This window comes from Oleiphilus sp. HI0043 (genome assembly GCF_001634935.1).
In genome coordinates, this window is sequence record NZ_LWEY01001722.1 from 16,140 (window position 1) to 33,176 (window position 17,037).

A 17,037-nucleotide genomic window follows, 5' to 3' on the forward strand; every position below is an offset into this window, starting at 1 on the left:
CCATGAGCCTTTCGGAAATTATTCTTTTTCGGCCTTTATTTCGAGGTGTGAGTAAACGTATGAGATTAAAACTTACGCCTCTTTTTATCATGTCATGTGTGGTACTGGTGCAAGGCTGTGGCCAAAAGGGTGATCTCTATTTGCCTGTGCACAATCAGTCGGAAGTGGTGGAAAGTCCTGCTTCCGATAAGGCAGAAAAAAAGAAACGAGATACGAGAGCCCCAGAAGAGCAGTTTGAGAACTAAGCTTAGCAATCCTGGGTGATTGGCAAATTCTATCCAAGCCTGAAGCGGTTCAGGCGATTAAAAAGTGTTATAAATCATGAGTTATTTTTCGTACCAGAATGGCGAGTTGTATGCAGAAAATTCGTCACTAAGCCAGATCGCTGAACAGTATGGCACCCCGTGTTATGTTTATTCACGTGCAGCATTTGAGGCGCATTATCAGGCTTATAAAAAAGCCTTTGCAGGGCATGCGAACTTAGTTTGCTATGCAGTCAAGGCAAACTCTAATCTGGCTGTACTGAATATTCTTGCCAAGCAGGGTGCCGGTTTTGATATTGTCTCGGTCGGAGAACTAGAAAGAGTGCTGCGTGCTGGTGGTAGTGCAGATCAGGTGGTCTTTTCAGGTGTCGGCAAACAAGCACATGAGATGCAACGCGCGCTTGAGGTGGGTGTTCATTGCTTCAATATTGAGTCCGAGGCAGAGCTCTATCGTTTAAATGATGTTGCTTTGGAGATGGGCAAAGTCGCACCGATTTCATTACGCGTGAACCCTGATGTTGATGCGGGCACTCATCCCTATATTTCGACCGGCTTAAAAGATAATAAGTTTGGTGTTGCCATTGAGCAGGCCCCAGCGATTTACCAGGCTGCTTCCAAGCTGGCTGGCGTAAAGGTGATAGGCGTTGATTGCCATATCGGCTCCCAGCTAACTGAAACGGAACCATTTCTTGATGCATTAGAGCGAGTTTTGCTTTTGGTTGATCAGCTTGCAGAACAAGGGGTCGTGATCGAGCACCTTGACCTGGGTGGTGGTTTAGGCGTTACTTATGATGACGAGCAGCCACCTGAAGTGGCTGACTATATCAGCGCTTTGTTAGAAAAAATCGGGGATCGAGGTCTAAAGGTTATTTTGGAGCCAGGACGTTCCATTGCTGCGAATGCAGGTGTTTTATTAACACGGGTCGAATTTCTGAAGCACAACGAAGATAAGCACTTTGCGATTATCGATGCGGCGATGAATGACCTGCTACGCCCGTCTTTATACAGCGCATGGCAGAATATTATTCGGGTAGAAAAAGAGCCGGGTTCTGATTGTGAGCGTCATCACTATGATTTGGTAGGGCCGATTTGTGAGACGGGCGACTTCTTGGGTAAAGATCGTGATTTGGCTATTAAGGCGGGCGACTTGCTCGCGGTAATGTCATCAGGTGCTTATGGCTTTGCAATGAGCTCGAACTACAACTCCAGAGGTCGTGTGGCAGAGCTGGTTGTAGATGGTGAGCAAGTCGTATTAGCGCGTAAGCGTGAAACAATTGATGATCAACTAGCGCTTGAGAATTTGATGCCTTAGTGGGCATTTAGAGTATTTTAGGTATCGGGAGAAAACAATATGGTGGTGAACTTTACCAAAATGCATGGTTTGGGTAATGACTTTATGGTGGTTGATATGATCAGCCATCATGTTCACCTTCGTCCTGAACAAATTCGCCGAATGGCTGATCGTAATTTAGGTGTGGGCTTTGACCAGCTTTTGTTGGTCGAACCACCTGGCAAGCCTGATGTTGATTTTCGCTATCGAATTTTTAATGCCGATGGTTCAGAAGTTGAGCAGTGTGGTAACGGTGCCAGGTGTTTCGCAGTCTTCGTGCGCGAGAAGAAGCTAAGCAACAAAGATAGTATTCGGGTCGAAACAAAAAAAGGCGATATTGAGTTAAAGGTCAATGATGATGGTCGCGTCCTTGTAGACATGGGCGAACCAGTATTCGACCCAGAAAGTATTCCATTTACAGCGGATGCTCCAGCAGATAGTTACAGCATCGATGTCGATGGTGAACCCTTGCAGATTTCTGCGGTGTCTATGGGCAACCCTCATGCTGTTTTGCAGGTGCCTGAATTGAGTGATCAGCAGGTTGCGCATTTAGGACCATTGATTGAAGCGCATGAACGCTTTCCAGAGCGTGTGAATGTTGGTTTTATGGAAATAGTACATAAGCGCTTTATCCAACTACGCGTTTACGAGCGAGGTGTGGGTGAAACCTTGGCCTGTGGTACCGGTGCGTGTGCGGCTGTTGCCGCTGGAATAAGCCGAGGTGTGCTGGAATCGCCAGTTGAGGTTCGCTTGCCTGGCGGTAATCTAAAAATTGAGTGGCAGGGCGTCGGCTCACCGTTAATGATGGAAGGCCCCGCTATGACTGTTTTCGAAGGAAAAATTCGAATTTAGCGCTACACTTAGTTAGCGATAGGCGTTTAGTGAGGCTTGAACTAGATTCGTGATCTCTTAGCCCACATCGTAATACTGATAGATTTCAGATAAATAAATATAAGTTTTGAATGGACTCCCCCAGACATAGTGAACCGTATTAGTGAAGATAGTATGAGCAATAAAGAAGTAAACGCTGAAGTAAGCCCGCAAGCTGCGAGTATTCAAGAAACTGACGTTATTGAGTATTTGAAGACTCACCCTGAATTCTTTGTTCAACATGATTACTTGTTGAATGAGCTAAAAATACCTCATGCGAGCGGCGCTGCGATATCTTTAGGGGAGCGTCAGGTGCAAGTATTTAGAGAGCACCGTGATGAGCTGAAAAACAAGCTTAATGAACTGATCTCCATTGCGCATGAGAATGATGCTCATTTTGAGAAGACCAAACGCCTGTTATTAAACTTGTTAGAGGTGAAGAGCCTTGATGAGATTGAAATGGTCGTAAATGAGGCATTCAAAAATGATGCGAATATCGACTTCAGCAGCATTTTATTGTTTGGTAAGCCAAGTGACTACCCTGTTAGCGAAGTGAAAGTCATTTCGATCGATGAGGCTCGGGGGCAGCTAGGCGGTATTCTCGATCATACACGAGCAGTTTGCGGGCAGTTCCGAGACGAAGAGCGTGCATGCTTGTTCCCGAACCCCGAAGAAGTCGGTTCAGCGGCAGTGATTCCTTTACGAAATGGTGAGCTTTTGGGCTTGTTCTGTTTGGGCAGTCGCGATGCTAAGCACTTTGATAGCTCAATGGGCTCTTTATTCCTTTCTTATATCAGCGATTTTATCAGCCGTATTCTGCCGAATCTGTTGTTGGCTGCTAAGCGACAGCAGGTAGAGGACTCAGTTCCTTCGCTCTTGGAATAGATATTTTCGAAGCGAGTCGCCATAAATGGTTTAATGATCCGGTAGAGAATTCGAGGCAGTGATGGAAAAGTTACTAGAAGAGTTTCTCGATAATTTACTGGTCGTTAGGAGGCTCTCCCATCACACTTACACCAATTACAGGCGTGACTTGGAGCGTATTCATACTTGGTGCTCTGAACAGGGTATTCACGCTTGGAGTGAGCTCAGTCACGCTCATGTCCGCTTATACGTTTCTTACCTGCACCGTAAGCAGCTTTCTAGCAAGAGTATTCAAAGAGCACTGTCGTCACTACGTAGTTTTTACAATTACCAGATTAAACATGCTTTGCTAGAACACAATCCGTGTCTGGATGTTCCGGTTCCAAAAGGGAGCAAAAAACTGCCTAAAGTCTTGAATGTTGATCAAATTAACCATCTATTAGATAACGATAGTGGCGATTGGCATGTGATTCGTGATCACGCCATGTTCGAGGTTTTCTATTCTTCAGGTCTACGCCTTTCTGAATTAGTAAATTTGAATGTAAATTCCATAAATCTTGATGAAGGTTTTGTTGATGTGCTGGGTAAAGGTGGCAAAGAAAGGCACTTGCCATTAGGAAGCAAGGCCATTGAAGCGCTAAAAGAGTGGTTAGCCTTTCGTGGCGATTGCTTGGGAGAAGAGGCGGTCGCACTTTTCATTAGCCAGCAAGGAAAGCGGATAAGTGTACGTAATGTTCAGGTTCGCTTGAAAAAAATGGCAATCGAGAAAGGTATTATTAATGATGTCAGCCCGCATATGCTGCGACATTCTTTTGCAAGCCACATGTTGGAGTCGAGTCAAAACCTTCGCGCCGTACAAGAATTATTAGGCCATGCCGATATTTCCACCACACAGGTCTATACTCATCTAGACTTTAAACATTTAGCTGAGGTGTATGATGCATCTCACCCTAGAGCCAGAAAACGAAATACAAAATAAGCATTATCATTTTTGTTTGTTTTACTAAGTAAATAATAACATTTGAATCGGTTCAAAAAGCTGGAGAACTCATGAGTAACCAGTCGGATTTAAAAAAAGAGCTAGAACGCTGGAAAGATAAGTATTTTGAGCAAGGTGAGTCTTTTGACGGCCAGAAAAAGCTCATTCAAGATTACGCCTCACTGATGCAGCGAATTCTGGTGCGTGTTAGCTTGGCGGCAGAGCACACTTCTGATGAATTAGATGGCGAGTTGGCTAGCTTGCGCAGTGCGGTGCGCAGTGCAACACCTGAAAAGAATGATCTCGAAAAGCGCCTTAAGCGTATTGATAAATTGATTCTTGCGGCGGACGAGAGCAAACAGCAAAACCTGAGAAAAGTAGCGAGTGCTTTAGAGAGTATTATCGATCAGCTATTGACTCTCAAGCTTCCTCGAAAGCAGAAAAGTGGGCTAAAGAAGCTCTTAAAGTCTATCGCCAAGCGTTCGTCAAATATTCAAGAATACCCAGCTATCCTGTCTGAGTATGCAAAACTCCAGTCTGAAGTCTTGTCGGTAATTGTTGACCCAGACAAAAAAGAGGCCGGTTTCTTAAGTCGTCTCTTGGGTGGCGGAAGTGATGAAAATGCAAGCGCTGATACGGCTTCGGGCGAAGATAGCTCCCTCAGCGAAGAGGACTTGGAGCTAGAAACGGACGATGCCAGCAATGCAGCAGAAGAGCTTGCTCCTGGCTTTTCTTCTGTTGCGCGGCATATTCGCAACACTTTGAGTAATCTACTGGACCAATTAGCGTTTCCAAGCAGTGCGACCAGAGAAGTAGCGAAACTGCGTGGTCAAATTGAAAAAGAGCTGGTTTGGTATGAACTTGGCCCTACTTTGGATGATTTGTCTAACTTGATCCTTTCGGTTGTGGGTAAAGGGCAGCGCGAGTTTAGTAACTTTCTGAAGGTGCTCGATGAGCGCTTGAGTAAAGTTCAGGACTTTTTGGTAGAGAGTCAGAGTATTGATGACACCTGGCAAGATAAAAACGAAAAATTTGATCAACATATGCGTGATCAAGTCGATGAAATGACTCAGCGTGTGGGAAAAGCTGTCGATATAGATGATTTGAAACGATCTATTTCGGAGCACTTGGACAGCATATCCAGTGCTGTAGATCAGCATGCTGGTGATGCAGTTGAACACCAGCAAGCAAAAGAAGAAGAGGTCGAGGTCCTAAAAGAGCGCATCAAAGCGATGGAAGAAGAGACTCGTTATATTCGTAAACGCTTGAAGGAAGAGCGAGATAAAGCATTAAAAGATTCTTTAACGTCGTTGCCTAATCGAGAGGCTTATGACGAACGTTTTGAGCTGGAGCTTGAACGTTACAAACGTTATAAAAAGCCGGCTACACTGGTGGTGGCGGATATCGATTTCTTCAAAAGTATTAATGACAACTATGGTCACCTATCGGGCGATAAAGTTCTACAGATTATTGCCAAGGAAATTCAAAATAGAATACGCAAGACCGACTTTGTTGCGCGCTATGGTGGCGAAGAGTTTGTGATTATTTTGCCAGAAACAGATTTGCAAACTGCAAAGCAGGTAATTGAAAAAGTAAGGGAAATGATCGGTCGCTTACCTTTTCATTTTCGCGATGAAAAGATTCAAATTACCATGTCTTTTGGCTTAAGTGTCTTTGAAGAAGGCCTGGATCAGGGGCAGTTATTTGAACGAGCAGACTCTGCACTGTATCAAGCAAAAGAAAATGGCCGAAACAGGGCAGAAGTGCGGAGTGAAGCATCTTCTGACTAGGTAAATTTCGGGTCTTGACCTAGACTTATTGTTAGGGAAAGAAATTAGCAAAGAGCAAAACGGTATGAGTGAGCAGCAGTACGAAATTGTATTTTACGGCAAACTGGTTGAAGGCTTTTCGGAGCAAGAGACCAAGCAACACGTTGCGCAGCTATTTAAAACAAGCGTAGACCAAGTAGAGCGCATGTTTACTGGCAAGCGGGTGGTGATACGTAATAAGCTCGACCAGGAAACGGCAAAGAAATATATCCTTGCGATGAGTAAGCGTGGCGCTGATTGCCAAGTTGAGGCGATGGGCAGTCCGGGTGTCAAAGTAGACTTTAGTGCGCCAGCTCCTCAGGCTGCGCCAACGCCAACGCCAACGCCAACGCCAACGCCAACGCCAACGCCAACGCCAACGCCAACGCCAACGCCAACGCCAACGGCTAAGGCTCCCTTAACGGCCAGTGCTTCAAAGACCGATTTGCAGAATGTTGCCAGCAAAACCGGCCTTAATTTGGCAGGGGAAAAAGTCGACGAGATACTATCAGATACGCACTTTCAAGTTGGCGAGGTGGGCGAGCGCTTATCAGAAGTACATGAAGAGGTCATGGCAGAATTCCATGAGCTGGATAATGTGACGATTGCGCCTGTTGGCAGTGATATTGCTGAAAAGAAAGAAGAGCTTCCACCGGTGATTCCGGATACTTCTCATTTAAGTTTAAAGTAACCTTAACTGTCACTTGGCAAAGGTAGCCAAGTGATTTCGTCACCTTCCTTCCAAGCCGGATACTTCTTCATAATACTCAAAAATATGTCAGACTCTTTGTAGTCTGACAACCAGCGCTTGAGATAGTCGTAAGGGCTCGCATCAAACCATTCTAGGTCTACATGTGCAAATTGTCGTATAAAGGGAAAGATGGCGAGATCTGCCAGGCAGGCCTGCTCGCCAAAAAGAAAAGTTTGGTTTTGTAAGCGCTTGTCCAAAAGCTCTAAAAAACCTTCGCCTTGCTTGCGATATTCCTGCTCACTTTGTTCTGGGTGGCGGTCTGCATATTTGTATCGATCAAGCTTATCTTTGAATTCACCGTCATTGATTGAAATAAGGTCGAGCATCTCGTTAAGTTTGGAAGCATCTAAAAAGTTGTCTGGATCGTATCGTTTGAAAGCCCACTTCATGATATCCAGGCTTTCATCAATCACTTGCGGGGCCTCGGATTCTGAATGATGAAGGATGAGCACCGGAACGGTACCTTTCGGAGAATAATGCAGCATTGTCGCTGGCTTATTTCGTAAGACAATTTCCCTTATCTGAATCTTTTCCTGGCTAAGAGTCAGGGCCAACCGTGCTCTCATGGCATAAGGGCAGCGTCTGAAGGTGTATAGAATTGTCGAAGGCATGGGCGCAACCGTGTTTTGAAAACAGGCATGATTCCATTTGCTTTAACTAAAAGCAATTGAAGTTCTAAGTTGTACAGGTGTTATCGACTGGAATAAAAAAAGAGGGCCGAGGCCCTCTTAGAGTTAGTACTGCTTTATTAGTTATCGTTTTGGGTGTGTCTGGTAGGGAGGCTCAAATTTGTTTTATTGAGCCAATAGAGTTTGAACGATTTCAATACCTGCAGCTTGGTGAGCTTGCGTAGTTGGGTGAATTTCATCATAGAACAAGAAGCCAGTAGCTGTTACGTAACCATCACACTCAGGGTGAAGTGCACCACCTTGAGATAGCATGTAAGCACATGCGTCGTCAGTATTGGTGTAGCCATAGTCTTCAGCGTTGTCGACTTGATCAGTCAAGAAGCTGAATAGGTCGTACTCGATAAAATCGACACCTGTTTGATGCTCAAGACGAGCCAATTTACGATCCAGCTTGCGATTGAACTTAGCTGAAAGCTTAGTAGTAACTCGTACAAGGCGGTTCGCTTTGCGCTCTTGGCGAGTCGTTTGAGTGTTTGCAAGTAAGCCAGCAACAACCAAATCAGTTTCGGGGATCGCGCCGATATCTGGAGCATTAGATACTAGAATGTGCTGAGCACCAGAAGCGATCAATTTTTCGATTTGAGCAATTTCAGATTCAACAGCTGCTTTCAATGAAGCATTAGCTGCCTGACGAATAGCCTGACGTTCTTCAGCTGTAGAAGCGAAAACTGCTCCTGAGCGAATTTCACGTGCTGCACGAATGTCATTGCCACCGATTAATACGATGTATAGCGCGTCTGAAGGAGCAACACCTGCATTGATTTGTAGGAAAGCATTAACCTGGGTAGGTAGGTTGATGTCCGGTGTAGATTCATCACCATCTTCGTCAACTGCTTTTGCACCAGCAATAGCAAAGTTGTTACCAGTATAACCACCCGCTAAGTGTAGCGATGGTGTTAGGGTATGACCTAGTGCTGCTGCAACGAATTCTACCGCTACAGGGCCATTGGTGAAACGTTCACCATAGGTTTGGTCTGGTGCAATGGCATTAAGGTTACCATTATCAGAAAGGCTATCGCCAAATACGTATACATTACTGTAGCCGTTCGCATTAACCGCGAATGCAGCAACAAGTAGTGACGTCAGTGTCACCAACTTCAATTTCAGGCTTTTCATCAATCGACTCCGTTAATTTTCTTAATTTTGTTTTTTTCATGTATGTAAGTGTTTTATATGTTCTTAAAGAACTATTCTTTTTCAGGTTCTTTCTTGTCTGACTTTTTTGGGGGACTCCTCCAAAGCAATGACAAGTAAGTGATTTAAACCATATAAAAAAGAGGATTACGAAGCTGTGGCAAAGAAGGGTAATTTAGGTAACTTAGGTTAAATTCAGAGTTTTCAGTGAGACTTGGTTCAAAACTAATCAAATTTCATCGAGATGAGTTCTTATATTACTTGGAATATTGCAAACAAAACCCATGATAAAACGAGTAAAGACCAGGGTAACCACGTCTGTGCTTTAGGTGGCTGAACATGCTCTTCAAGCTGTTTTTCTTCACTACTGCTTGCCATCTGTTTGGCTTTTTCTGCAGCTTTTAATTGCTTGTCGAGCTCTCGGCTTTTGGCTTTGTGCTGTTTTTTATACTGCTCAATCCCTTTTTGAATACCCTGGGCAATGATTTTTGTTTGTTCTTTCGTTTGGCCTGGGCGTTGGTTCGCTTTTGCCAGCTTATTAGCTTCTTCCAGCGTCCGCTCGCTTCCTTTTGAGTGCCGCTTATCATATTTTGCCATTTTACTTCCTTGGTTCTATTTGGGGGTGAGCTGATGAGGGAATTGATTGCAAGTGATCTAGCCTATGAATAGTTGTCTTCAACACGCCTGGTTAGTTCAGATAGTTCCTGTGTATCTTGTTCATTCAAGTCGCAGTTAGCCAAAACGAAGTTTGCCGTGCGCACTACGGCTCGCCACCTGGGCCTATCAGGGATAGTACGAGCGCTCAGGTACTTGTCAAAGGTTCGAGTTTTAACCGTGGTGCCGTCCACGTATACACGCCAGCAGCGACTTTGCTCTGCCAGGTCAACCTTTGTCTTATTTGTTGAGCGCTCCCAAATATTTAGTGAGTTCCTCAACAGTTCGACAATAAGCTCTTTGCCATCAAATTCGGTTTTATCATCGTGTTCAAGAGCTGGAGGAGAGTCTATACATTGAACTGAGTCTGTATCGCCTATTTGTTCACTGATTTGCTCTCCCGCATGATCAGGATCAATGAGAACATGCCTTAGTGCCCCTTCAATTTCATTGATTTTACGCCGACTTTCGCTCAGCTCATGAGTTAGTGCTGCCAGGGCATTATCAGTCTGTAAAGGCTTACCTTCAACCTGTTCTGGCGACAGTTCTCTTTGGTCGATAACCAAGGCTAAATAAGGTTGACCGGACTCGTTAACGTATTTGATGGAAGCGTGCCATACAGCCTGCTCGCCGGGTTCACTCATCAAGTCTATTGAGTAGGCCGAATCGGGCTTTTCGACTAACGCTTTCTCCAGTTGAGAGAGTAGCTCTGGCAAAACGAAGTCGCTAATGGGGCGCCCTAGTAGGCTGGACTCGGATGATTCACCAAGTTTGTGGCTAAATTCTTGTAGCGCTCTATCATTCGTGTAAGCAATATTGAGTTGCTCGTTGATGACGATAATAAGTTCTTCACTAATATCCAGAACGTTAAGCAACTTCGAATTAAGTTCGGATAACTCTTCTTCCAGGGCTTCTCGTTTAGCGATCTCGTTGCGAAGCTTCTGGTTTTCCTGGTTCGCGATCCAGCACCTTCTTACGCTTAGCTGACTTTCTACGCGGGCGATTAGTTCTTTATTATGATAGGGCTTGATGAGGTAATCATTGGCACCTTGGCTCAGGGCGCTGACAATATCGGATATTTGATGCCGTGCTGTCAGCATGATGATGGGGAGTTCATAGCTGTCGAACTGCTTCCGAACCAGGGTGCAGACTTCAATGCCGCTCATTTTTGGCATCATAAAGTCGAGTAATATCAGGTCAGGTACTTGTTGGTTGAGCCTGGCTAGAGCGCTAATTCCATCCGGGAAGACTTCATATCGATAACCTTGTTGTGACATCAGGCTGGAAACCAGCTCCAGGTTTACGGGTTCATCGTCGACGATAAATATCAGCGGAGTCATTTCTTCGCTACCGCCTTCAAACGATAAATCGGGTAGTTTTGCAGAGGTTTCGCTGGTAGAAACCTGAGTTTCCTTAGTGATAATAGGTGCTTGAGTGGCTGGTAGAGCGGTTTCAGCTAATTGCTTATTGGCTTCCTGATTGCTGACCAAACCAGCGGGTAAGGATAGGGTGACATCTGTGCCTTGATTGGCCTGGCTTTTAATCGTTAGGGAACCGCCGTGCAATTCAACAAGCTGTTTACTGATGGCTAGGCCGAGCCCGGTTCCGCTTGCTGAAGGGTGACCTTCAACATGGACTTGCTCGAAGGGACGAAACAGGCTGTGTAGTTTCTCTTCAGGGATACCGACACCTGTATCAGAGATCTTAATTAATACTTCTTCTCCTACCTGGTAAGCGCTTAGTGTGATTTTGCCTTGTTCGGTATATTTGACGGCATTGCCTAGTATATTGATCAATATTTGCTGCACGCGAAACTCATCTGCATTTAAGTTTCTAACCTTAGGTGAAATCTCTGCTTTTAACTCAATAGGCTTCTTATCCAGAAGAGGTTTCATGGTGGTAAGTACTAACTCTGATATAGACTGAAGATCTATGGGAGCGATATTCAGTTTTAGCTTTCCATGTTTGATACTCGAAAAATCAAGAATGTCGTTCACCAGGATATTCAAGCGCTGCGAGGTGTTAGAGATAAGCTCAATCTTGTTTTTTTGGTCTGGACTTAAGCTCTGCTGATCACTTTCGATTAATACTTTTGCTAGCCCCGAGATACCTTGTAAAGGCGTTCGTAGTTCGTGAGAGGTAGTGGCCAAAAACTCATCTTTGAAGGCATCCATTTCGATAAGTTCTTTATTTCGACTTTTTAGTTGCTTCGACATCGCCTCTACTAAGTCTAGGTTCTTCAGATAGTTCCGTTGAAGGGCGATGGACTGGGAGATAACAAAAGCCAGTACGCCAAAATGTGCGACATTAAAAGGTGTGCCGAAAATACCATTGGCTTTGAGTACATCATGAATAACGGTAAGCGCCAAAATAAGTAAACTGGCGCCAAAAGCTTTAACCCGTTTTCCACCTGCTTGAACAACTTTTAAGTACATAGCCATTGCAAAGGTGACGCTAATTAATACCAGTACCTGAAATGCCACATTCAACTCGGTGTATATTCGGTTCTCGAATGCCAGGCAGATAAAGACAAAGGGGGTGATTAGCACCCATGAGACTCTCATGGTAAAGGCCGGGATATATTTCCGGTATAAGGCGCTAAAGAAGCCCATAAAGAAAGGAAGCGTCAGGTAAAAACTTAAATGCTCAAGGCGTTGGAGGCTTGCCCAGCTGAACCAGTCAAATAAGTGCAGAACCCGCTCATCAATCATTAAGCGCCTGAAGCCCACAGCCAAGCACAATAGACCAAAGTATAGAGCGCTAACCTCTTTTGAGCGGAAGGCGAATAATGAAAAATTATACAGGCCGATTGCAATTAGAATTGAGCCAAAGAAGACTGCCGATATGATCGGACGATACTCCATATTGAAACGGCCGGCCTCGCCCGTCATGCGTAGACTAAACCATATGCCGCCCTCGCGATAATGGTGATTAGACAGATGAATCACGATATCTAGTTCGCTAGCATGATTGGTGAGTTTGATTACTCTGGGTCTAAACTCAGGCGTTTCAGTGCTCTGATAATAACCGGGCTTACCGTTTTGGGCGCTAAGATTGCCGTTGATGTAAAGCTTGTAGGCGCTTGGCATGTCAGGAATATAGAGATAGATAGGCTCCAAATTCTGTGGCACCAGAACTTTTGCATGATACGTTGCAAGACCCAGAGGAGGATAGATTACCTGCTGTTCTTGAATGTGCTCACCCTTCATTGTGTCAACGCGTTGATTCTCGACAAAGCGATAGGGGTTTTTATTCCAAACACCGGGAACGGGAAATTTAATGGGGCTTTCTTCTGTCTTGTAGATGTCCTGAGGTGGAATGAAGCGGTTCCAGTAAGTATTCCAATAGCCGTCAAGGCTAAAAGATTGTTTGCTAGACCAATCTTTGTCTCGCAGGTCGATAACAAGGAGTTTATTCGTGCTTGCTTGAGCCGTATTACTTTCGGCCTGCAATGCAGAAGATACACCGGCTAAAAATAGGAAAAAAATGAGAAAGAGTGTATTTAAGCACGAGAGCTTAAGCATGTCTGACAGCCACTTATATTTTTATTATTGATCAATCATAAGGTTTATTGGCCGCTATGTCAGTGCACTCGTCTGCTTTATTGGTATTTTCTCGGTTTTTAATAAGGGCCTTAATTTCGCCAGAAAGCAGGGGTAAACAATATCAATAAAGTGAAGATCTCTAGGCGGCCCATTAGCATGGCAAAGCATAGAACCCACTTAGCGGTATCGGGAATGTCGCCGTAGTGTTGTGCGACATCACCTAAGCCTGGGCCTAAATTGTTAATACTGGCACCGACAGCTGACCAGGCAGTGACTTGGTCCAAGCCCGTTGCCAGTAACATTAAGAGCAAAATAACGAAGACGAACAAGTAAACCGAAAAGAAGCCCCAAACAGCTTCAATCACACGGTCGGGAACCGGCTTTTTGCCAAGTTTTACTGGAATAATGGCGTTGGGATGAATTAGACGTTGGATTTCTCTCAAGCCTTGCTTGTAGATGAGTAAGATTCGAATCGCCTTCATGCCACCGCCGGTTGAGCCTGCACAGCCGCCAACAAAGGCAACAACGAATAAGAGGAAGGGCAGTACGAATGGCCAGGCTGTGAAGTCTGCTGTAGCAAAGCCAGTGGTTGTTGCGATGGAAACAACTTCAAAGGCGCCTCGAATCATAGAGTCAGAGAAGCTATAAGTATCGGTGAAGTAAAGCGTTGCGATCGTAATAATGGTTACGATCAACATGAGCGATGCGTAAAAGCGGAACTCGGGGTCCATAAAGTACGTTCGCCAGCTATTGCTTCGCCATGCAGTGAAATGCAGCGCGAAATTAACCCCGGCGATAAACATAAAGAAGATGGCGATTAGTTCAATTACGCTATTATCGAAATAGCCAATACTGGCATCATGGGTTGAATAGCCGCCGATGGCGATGGTCGAAAAACTATGGCCTATGGCGTCAAACAGGGTCATTCCAGCGGCCCAGTAAGATAGCGCGCAAGCGACTGTTAGCCCGAGGTATATATACCAAAGAGCTTTGGCGGTTTCGGTGATTCGAGGCGTTAATTTACTGTCTTTTACCGGGCCGGGAGTCTCTGCTCGGTATAGCTGCATACCACCAATGCCTAGCATTGGAAGAATGGCGACAGCCAGTACGATCAAGCCCATGCCGCCAAGCCATTGCAATTGTTGTCGGTACCACAAGATAGATTTGGGCAGGTCATCTATCCCGGTAATGACGGTCGCGCCAGTGGTGGTTAGCCCCGATAGGGACTCAAAGTAAGCATCAACGAAGCGTAAATCAGGGGAGTCAGATAAATATAAGGGCACTGAACCACTCAGGCTGAGCACCAGCCAGAAGAGAACCGTTACGATAAAACCATCTCGTACACGAAGCTCCTTTTTATGGTTTCGAACAGGCAGCCAGATGATTAGCCCTAAGCCTAGCGTAATAACAAAAGCATCGAGGAAGGCATGGAGCTGATTATCGTTATAGATGAGCGAAACAATGATCGGCGGGAGCATGGTCAGGCTAAAAATCATCAGCAGGATGCCTAGAATTCGGCTGACTGTAGACAAATGCATCCGGTTGTATCTCCCAAAAAACTACTAAAACAGGGTTAGAAAAAAGCGAGTCCGACTTGGAACAGCTTCTCGACTTCGCGAACTCTTTTCTTATCGACCAGGAAGAGGATAACGTGATCGTCTTGCTCGATGCGGATATGGTCGTGAGCGATTAATACTTCCTGGTGACGGACAATTGCGCCGATGGTGGTACCGGTTGGTAAAGGTATCTCATCGACTCGTTTACCGACAACCTTTGAGGAGCGCTCGTCGCCATGTGCTACGGCTTCGATCGCCTCAGCTGCTCCTCGTCGTAAGGCGTGAACATTAACGACATCTCCTTTTCGGATATGGGTTAGCAGGCTGCCAATGGTGGTTTGTTGAGGCGATATGGCAATGTCGATTTCACCGCCTTGGATCAGATCGACATAATCAGGGTTGCTGATCAAGGCCATCACCTTGCGAGCACCAATGCGCTTGGCAAGCATCGAGGCCATGATGTTTGCTTCATCATCATTGGTCACGGCGATGAAAACATCAGTATCTTCGATGTTCTCTTCCAATAGCATGTCTTTATTGGCGGCATTACCATGCAGAACAATGGCCTTTTCGAGTTGCTCGGAAAGTGCCACGCAACGCTCGTGATGGTTTTCAATGATTTTTACTTGATAACGACGTTCCAGGTACTTGGCTAAGCGAAAACCAATGTTACCGCCACCAGCGATAATAATTCGCTTGTACTTATTTTCCAAAGGCTGCAGTTCGCTCATTACCGCGCGAATATGGTCGGTCGCGGCAATAAAGAAAACCTCATCATCTTCTTCAATCACCGTGTTACCAGAAGGAATGATTGGTTGGCCTTTTCTGAAAATTGCTGCCACTCGGGTGTCGATAGTGGGCATGTGCTGTCGGATCAAGGATAAGGCATGACCGACCAAGGGGCCGCCCTGGCATGCTCTGATGGCAACGAGTCTGGCCTTACCGTTTGCCAGGTCTAGTGCTTGTAAAGCGCCAGGATATTCCAATAAGCGGGTAATATGTTTGGTAACAACCTGCTCGGGGCTGATGAGTACATCAATGGGAAAGGCTTTGTTAGAAAACAGCTCTTTCTTGGCTAAATAAGGTGTCGCTCTGACCCGGCAGATTTTGGTGGGTGTCTGAAATAGTGTATAAGCAACCTGACAGGCGGCCATATTAACTTCATCACTATTTGCAACTGCAATCAGCATGTCTGCATCTTCTGCGCCCGCCTGGGCAAGAATGTTAGGGTGAGCACCCTGGCCGTGAATTGTGCGTATGTCTAAATGATCCTGAAGCTCACGCAGTCGAGCGCCATTGTGATCAATGACGGTGATGTCGTTTTCTTCATTTGCGAGGTTTTCAGCAAGCGTTCCGCCTACTTGCCCTGCACCGATAATGATAATTTTCATAAGGTTGATCTACGCACCGGTTTATTCAGTCATTTGACCCGTGGGCTATAATATACCGACAAAATTTAGGGTCAATCGCCAATTCAGTAAAATGACTCTTTTCATCCCCTAAACACGGTTAATCTGATAAATCTTGCTTCTTATTCGGGTATTTCGCTTCCGCGTTTTTTTAAACGGGCGTAGAAAAAACCATCATGACCGTTTTCTTGAGGGAATAATTGACGACCAAACCCGGTATCTTGCCCCCAGGGTGCATCGATCTTGAATAATTCGGCCTGATCTTGCTGTCTTAAGAATCGCTCGATAATTCGGCTATTCTCTTGTGGGAAGATAGAGCAGGTTGCGTATACCAATATCCCGCCTGGTTTGAGTGTTTTCCACAAGCTTGTAAGTAGCTGAAGTTGAAGTTCAGCCAATGCTTTTATATCACCTTCTTTGCGCAATAGTTTGATGTCAGGGTGGCGTCGAATGACTGCGCTGGCGCTGCATGGTGCATCGAGCAGGATTCGGTCAAAATGCTTACCGTCCCACCACTGCTCAAGCTCTTCGGCGCGTGATACCTTAAGTTCTGCCTGTAAATTTAGTCGTTTAAGGTTTTCATCGATCTTTGCGGCTCGACTTGCTTCAGAGTCTAGCGCCGTCAGGTGAATACCTGTTTGGGATTCCAGGATCGCACAGGTTTTTCCGCCTGGTGCGGCACAGGCATCGAGTACCTTATGGCCTTCTTCTAGTTCCAGTAAGTCACAACATAGTTGGGCTGCTTCATCCTGAACGCTTGCTGCGCCCTCGCGAAACTTGGGTAAAGCGGCTACGGGAACCGGTTTGAGCAACTGGATGCCGAAAGAACTGAAGGCGCAAGTTTGCGCTTCAATTTCCTGTTCCGTTAGTAAATCCAGGTAGTGTTGTCTTGGTTCGTCACTTTCAGCGAACTGTCGATTAACTCTCAGTGTCATCGGAGGGCGTGCATTTCCCTGGCGAAGAATATCTTGCCACTTTTCTGGCCAGTTATGTTTAACCTTTTCTTTAATCCACTCAGGGTAGCTGGCATTAATGATTTCGTTTGTTGCTTCACCTGCTTCGATCGCTGGCAGGGCGGATATTTTTCGAAGCACTGCATTGATCAAAGGCTTAAAGTGCTCTATTCCCAGCTCGGCAGCGGCTTGCACAGTTTCATTAATTGCAGCGTGGGCGGGTGTGCGCATG

The 17,037-nt window shown here is 45.5% G+C and carries 14 protein-coding genes; 7 read left to right on the forward strand and 7 right to left on the reverse strand.

Translation table 11 applies throughout. The annotated features are described in order from the left end of the window. Window positions 1–59: 59 nt before the first annotated feature. The 7 genes from A3729_RS26260 to A3729_RS33515 all read left to right on the forward strand — a co-directional run bounded on the left by A3729_RS26260 (window position 60) and on the right by A3729_RS33515 (window position 6,805). On the forward strand, window positions 60–245 hold the full coding sequence (locus A3729_RS26260) for a lipoprotein (RefSeq protein WP_068512865.1): 186 nt from the start codon (window positions 60–62) through the stop codon (window positions 243–245). Between the two features lie 76 nt (window positions 246–321). After that, window positions 322–1,575, forward strand: a complete 1,254-nt coding sequence (lysA, locus tag A3729_RS26265) for a diaminopimelate decarboxylase (RefSeq protein WP_068512862.1) — start codon at window positions 322–324, stop codon at window positions 1,573–1,575. Between the two features lie 39 nt (window positions 1,576–1,614). Then, window positions 1,615–2,445 (forward strand): diaminopimelate epimerase, encoded by an 831-nt coding sequence (gene dapF / locus A3729_RS26270; protein ID WP_068512859.1) that lies wholly within the window; start codon window positions 1,615–1,617, stop codon window positions 2,443–2,445. 153 nt (window positions 2,446–2,598) lie between these two features. Further along, window positions 2,599–3,348, forward strand: coding sequence for a DUF484 family protein (locus A3729_RS26275; RefSeq protein ID WP_082870321.1), 750 nt, complete (start codon window positions 2,599–2,601; stop codon window positions 3,346–3,348). A gap of 61 nt (window positions 3,349–3,409) precedes the next feature. Continuing rightward, complete coding sequence (gene xerC / locus A3729_RS26280) at window positions 3,410–4,306, forward strand: tyrosine recombinase XerC (RefSeq protein ID WP_068512856.1); 897 nt, start codon at window positions 3,410–3,412, stop codon at window positions 4,304–4,306. 71 nt (window positions 4,307–4,377) lie between these two features. Beyond that, window positions 4,378–6,096 carry a GGDEF domain-containing protein gene (locus tag A3729_RS26285; protein ID WP_068512853.1) on the forward strand — a complete coding sequence of 573 codons (1,719 nt, stop codon included), beginning with the start codon at window positions 4,378–4,380 and terminating at the stop codon, window positions 6,094–6,096. A gap of 64 nt (window positions 6,097–6,160) precedes the next feature. After that, complete coding sequence (locus tag A3729_RS33515; RefSeq protein WP_068634446.1) at window positions 6,161–6,805, forward strand: hypothetical protein; 645 nt, start codon at window positions 6,161–6,163, stop codon at window positions 6,803–6,805. A 2-nt stretch (window positions 6,806–6,807) separates the two neighbouring features. Here A3729_RS33515 and A3729_RS26295 read toward each other — a convergent pair whose 3' ends face one another. The 7 genes from A3729_RS26295 to rsmB all read right to left on the reverse strand — a co-directional run. Further along, window positions 6,808–7,476, reverse strand: a complete 669-nt coding sequence (locus tag A3729_RS26295; protein WP_068512847.1) for a glutathione S-transferase — start codon at window positions 7,474–7,476, stop codon at window positions 6,808–6,810. Window positions 7,477–7,659: 183 nt separating this feature from the next. Next, window positions 7,660–8,670 carry an SGNH/GDSL hydrolase family protein gene (locus A3729_RS26300; RefSeq protein ID WP_068634447.1) on the reverse strand — a complete coding sequence of 337 codons (1,011 nt, stop codon included), beginning with the start codon at window positions 8,668–8,670 and terminating at the stop codon, window positions 7,660–7,662. 270 nt (window positions 8,671–8,940) lie between these two features. Then, the gene (locus A3729_RS26305; RefSeq protein WP_068512841.1) at window positions 8,941–9,285 is read right to left on the reverse strand and encodes a DUF2956 domain-containing protein; all 345 of its coding nucleotides are present in this window, start codon (window positions 9,283–9,285) and stop codon (window positions 8,941–8,943) included. Between the two features lie 62 nt (window positions 9,286–9,347). Beyond that, on the reverse strand, window positions 9,348–12,866 hold the full coding sequence (locus A3729_RS26310; RefSeq protein WP_068634448.1) for a response regulator: 3,519 nt from the start codon (window positions 12,864–12,866) through the stop codon (window positions 9,348–9,350). Between the two features lie 110 nt (window positions 12,867–12,976). After that, the gene (locus A3729_RS26315) at window positions 12,977–14,425 is read right to left on the reverse strand and encodes a TrkH family potassium uptake protein (RefSeq protein ID WP_068512836.1); all 1,449 of its coding nucleotides are present in this window, start codon (window positions 14,423–14,425) and stop codon (window positions 12,977–12,979) included. A gap of 35 nt (window positions 14,426–14,460) precedes the next feature. Continuing rightward, on the reverse strand, window positions 14,461–15,834 hold the full coding sequence (gene trkA, locus A3729_RS26320; RefSeq protein ID WP_068512833.1) for a Trk system potassium transporter TrkA: 1,374 nt from the start codon (window positions 15,832–15,834) through the stop codon (window positions 14,461–14,463). A 140-nt stretch (window positions 15,835–15,974) separates the two neighbouring features. Then, window positions 15,975–17,037: 16S rRNA (cytosine(967)-C(5))-methyltransferase RsmB (rsmB, locus tag A3729_RS26325; protein ID WP_068634449.1), on the reverse strand; the 1,063-nt coding region annotated here is incomplete at its 5' end.

What these genes read in the sequence shown, in the direction of transcription:
- A3729_RS33515 (WP_068634446.1), top strand. Translation starts at nt 6,161, where the DNA reads ATGAGTGAGCAGCAGTACGAAATTGTATTTTACGGCAAACTGGTTGAA.
- xerC (WP_068512856.1), top strand. Translation starts at nt 3,410, where the DNA reads ATGGAAAAGTTACTAGAAGAGTTTCTCGATAATTTACTGGTCGTTAGG.
- A3729_RS26295 (WP_068512847.1), bottom strand. Translation starts at nt 7,476, where the DNA reads ATGCCTTCGACAATTCTATACACCTTCAGACGCTGCCCTTATGCCATG.
- A3729_RS26285 (WP_068512853.1), top strand. Translation starts at nt 4,378, where the DNA reads ATGAGTAACCAGTCGGATTTAAAAAAAGAGCTAGAACGCTGGAAAGAT.
- A3729_RS26315 (WP_068512836.1), bottom strand. Translation starts at nt 14,425, where the DNA reads ATGCATTTGTCTACAGTCAGCCGAATTCTAGGCATCCTGCTGATGATT.
- lysA (WP_068512862.1), top strand. Translation starts at nt 322, where the DNA reads ATGAGTTATTTTTCGTACCAGAATGGCGAGTTGTATGCAGAAAATTCG.
- A3729_RS26305 (WP_068512841.1), bottom strand. Translation starts at nt 9,285, where the DNA reads ATGGCAAAATATGATAAGCGGCACTCAAAAGGAAGCGAGCGGACGCTG.
- A3729_RS26275 (WP_082870321.1), top strand. Translation starts at nt 2,599, where the DNA reads ATGAGCAATAAAGAAGTAAACGCTGAAGTAAGCCCGCAAGCTGCGAGT.
- trkA (WP_068512833.1), bottom strand. Translation starts at nt 15,834, where the DNA reads ATGAAAATTATCATTATCGGTGCAGGGCAAGTAGGCGGAACGCTTGCT.
- A3729_RS26310 (WP_068634448.1), bottom strand. Translation starts at nt 12,866, where the DNA reads ATGCTTAAGCTCTCGTGCTTAAATACACTCTTTCTCATTTTTTTCCTA.
- dapF (WP_068512859.1), top strand. Translation starts at nt 1,615, where the DNA reads ATGGTGGTGAACTTTACCAAAATGCATGGTTTGGGTAATGACTTTATG.
- A3729_RS26300 (WP_068634447.1), bottom strand. Translation starts at nt 8,670, where the DNA reads ATGAAAAGCCTGAAATTGAAGTTGGTGACACTGACGTCACTACTTGTT.
- A3729_RS26260 (WP_068512865.1), top strand. Translation starts at nt 60, where the DNA reads ATGAGATTAAAACTTACGCCTCTTTTTATCATGTCATGTGTGGTACTG.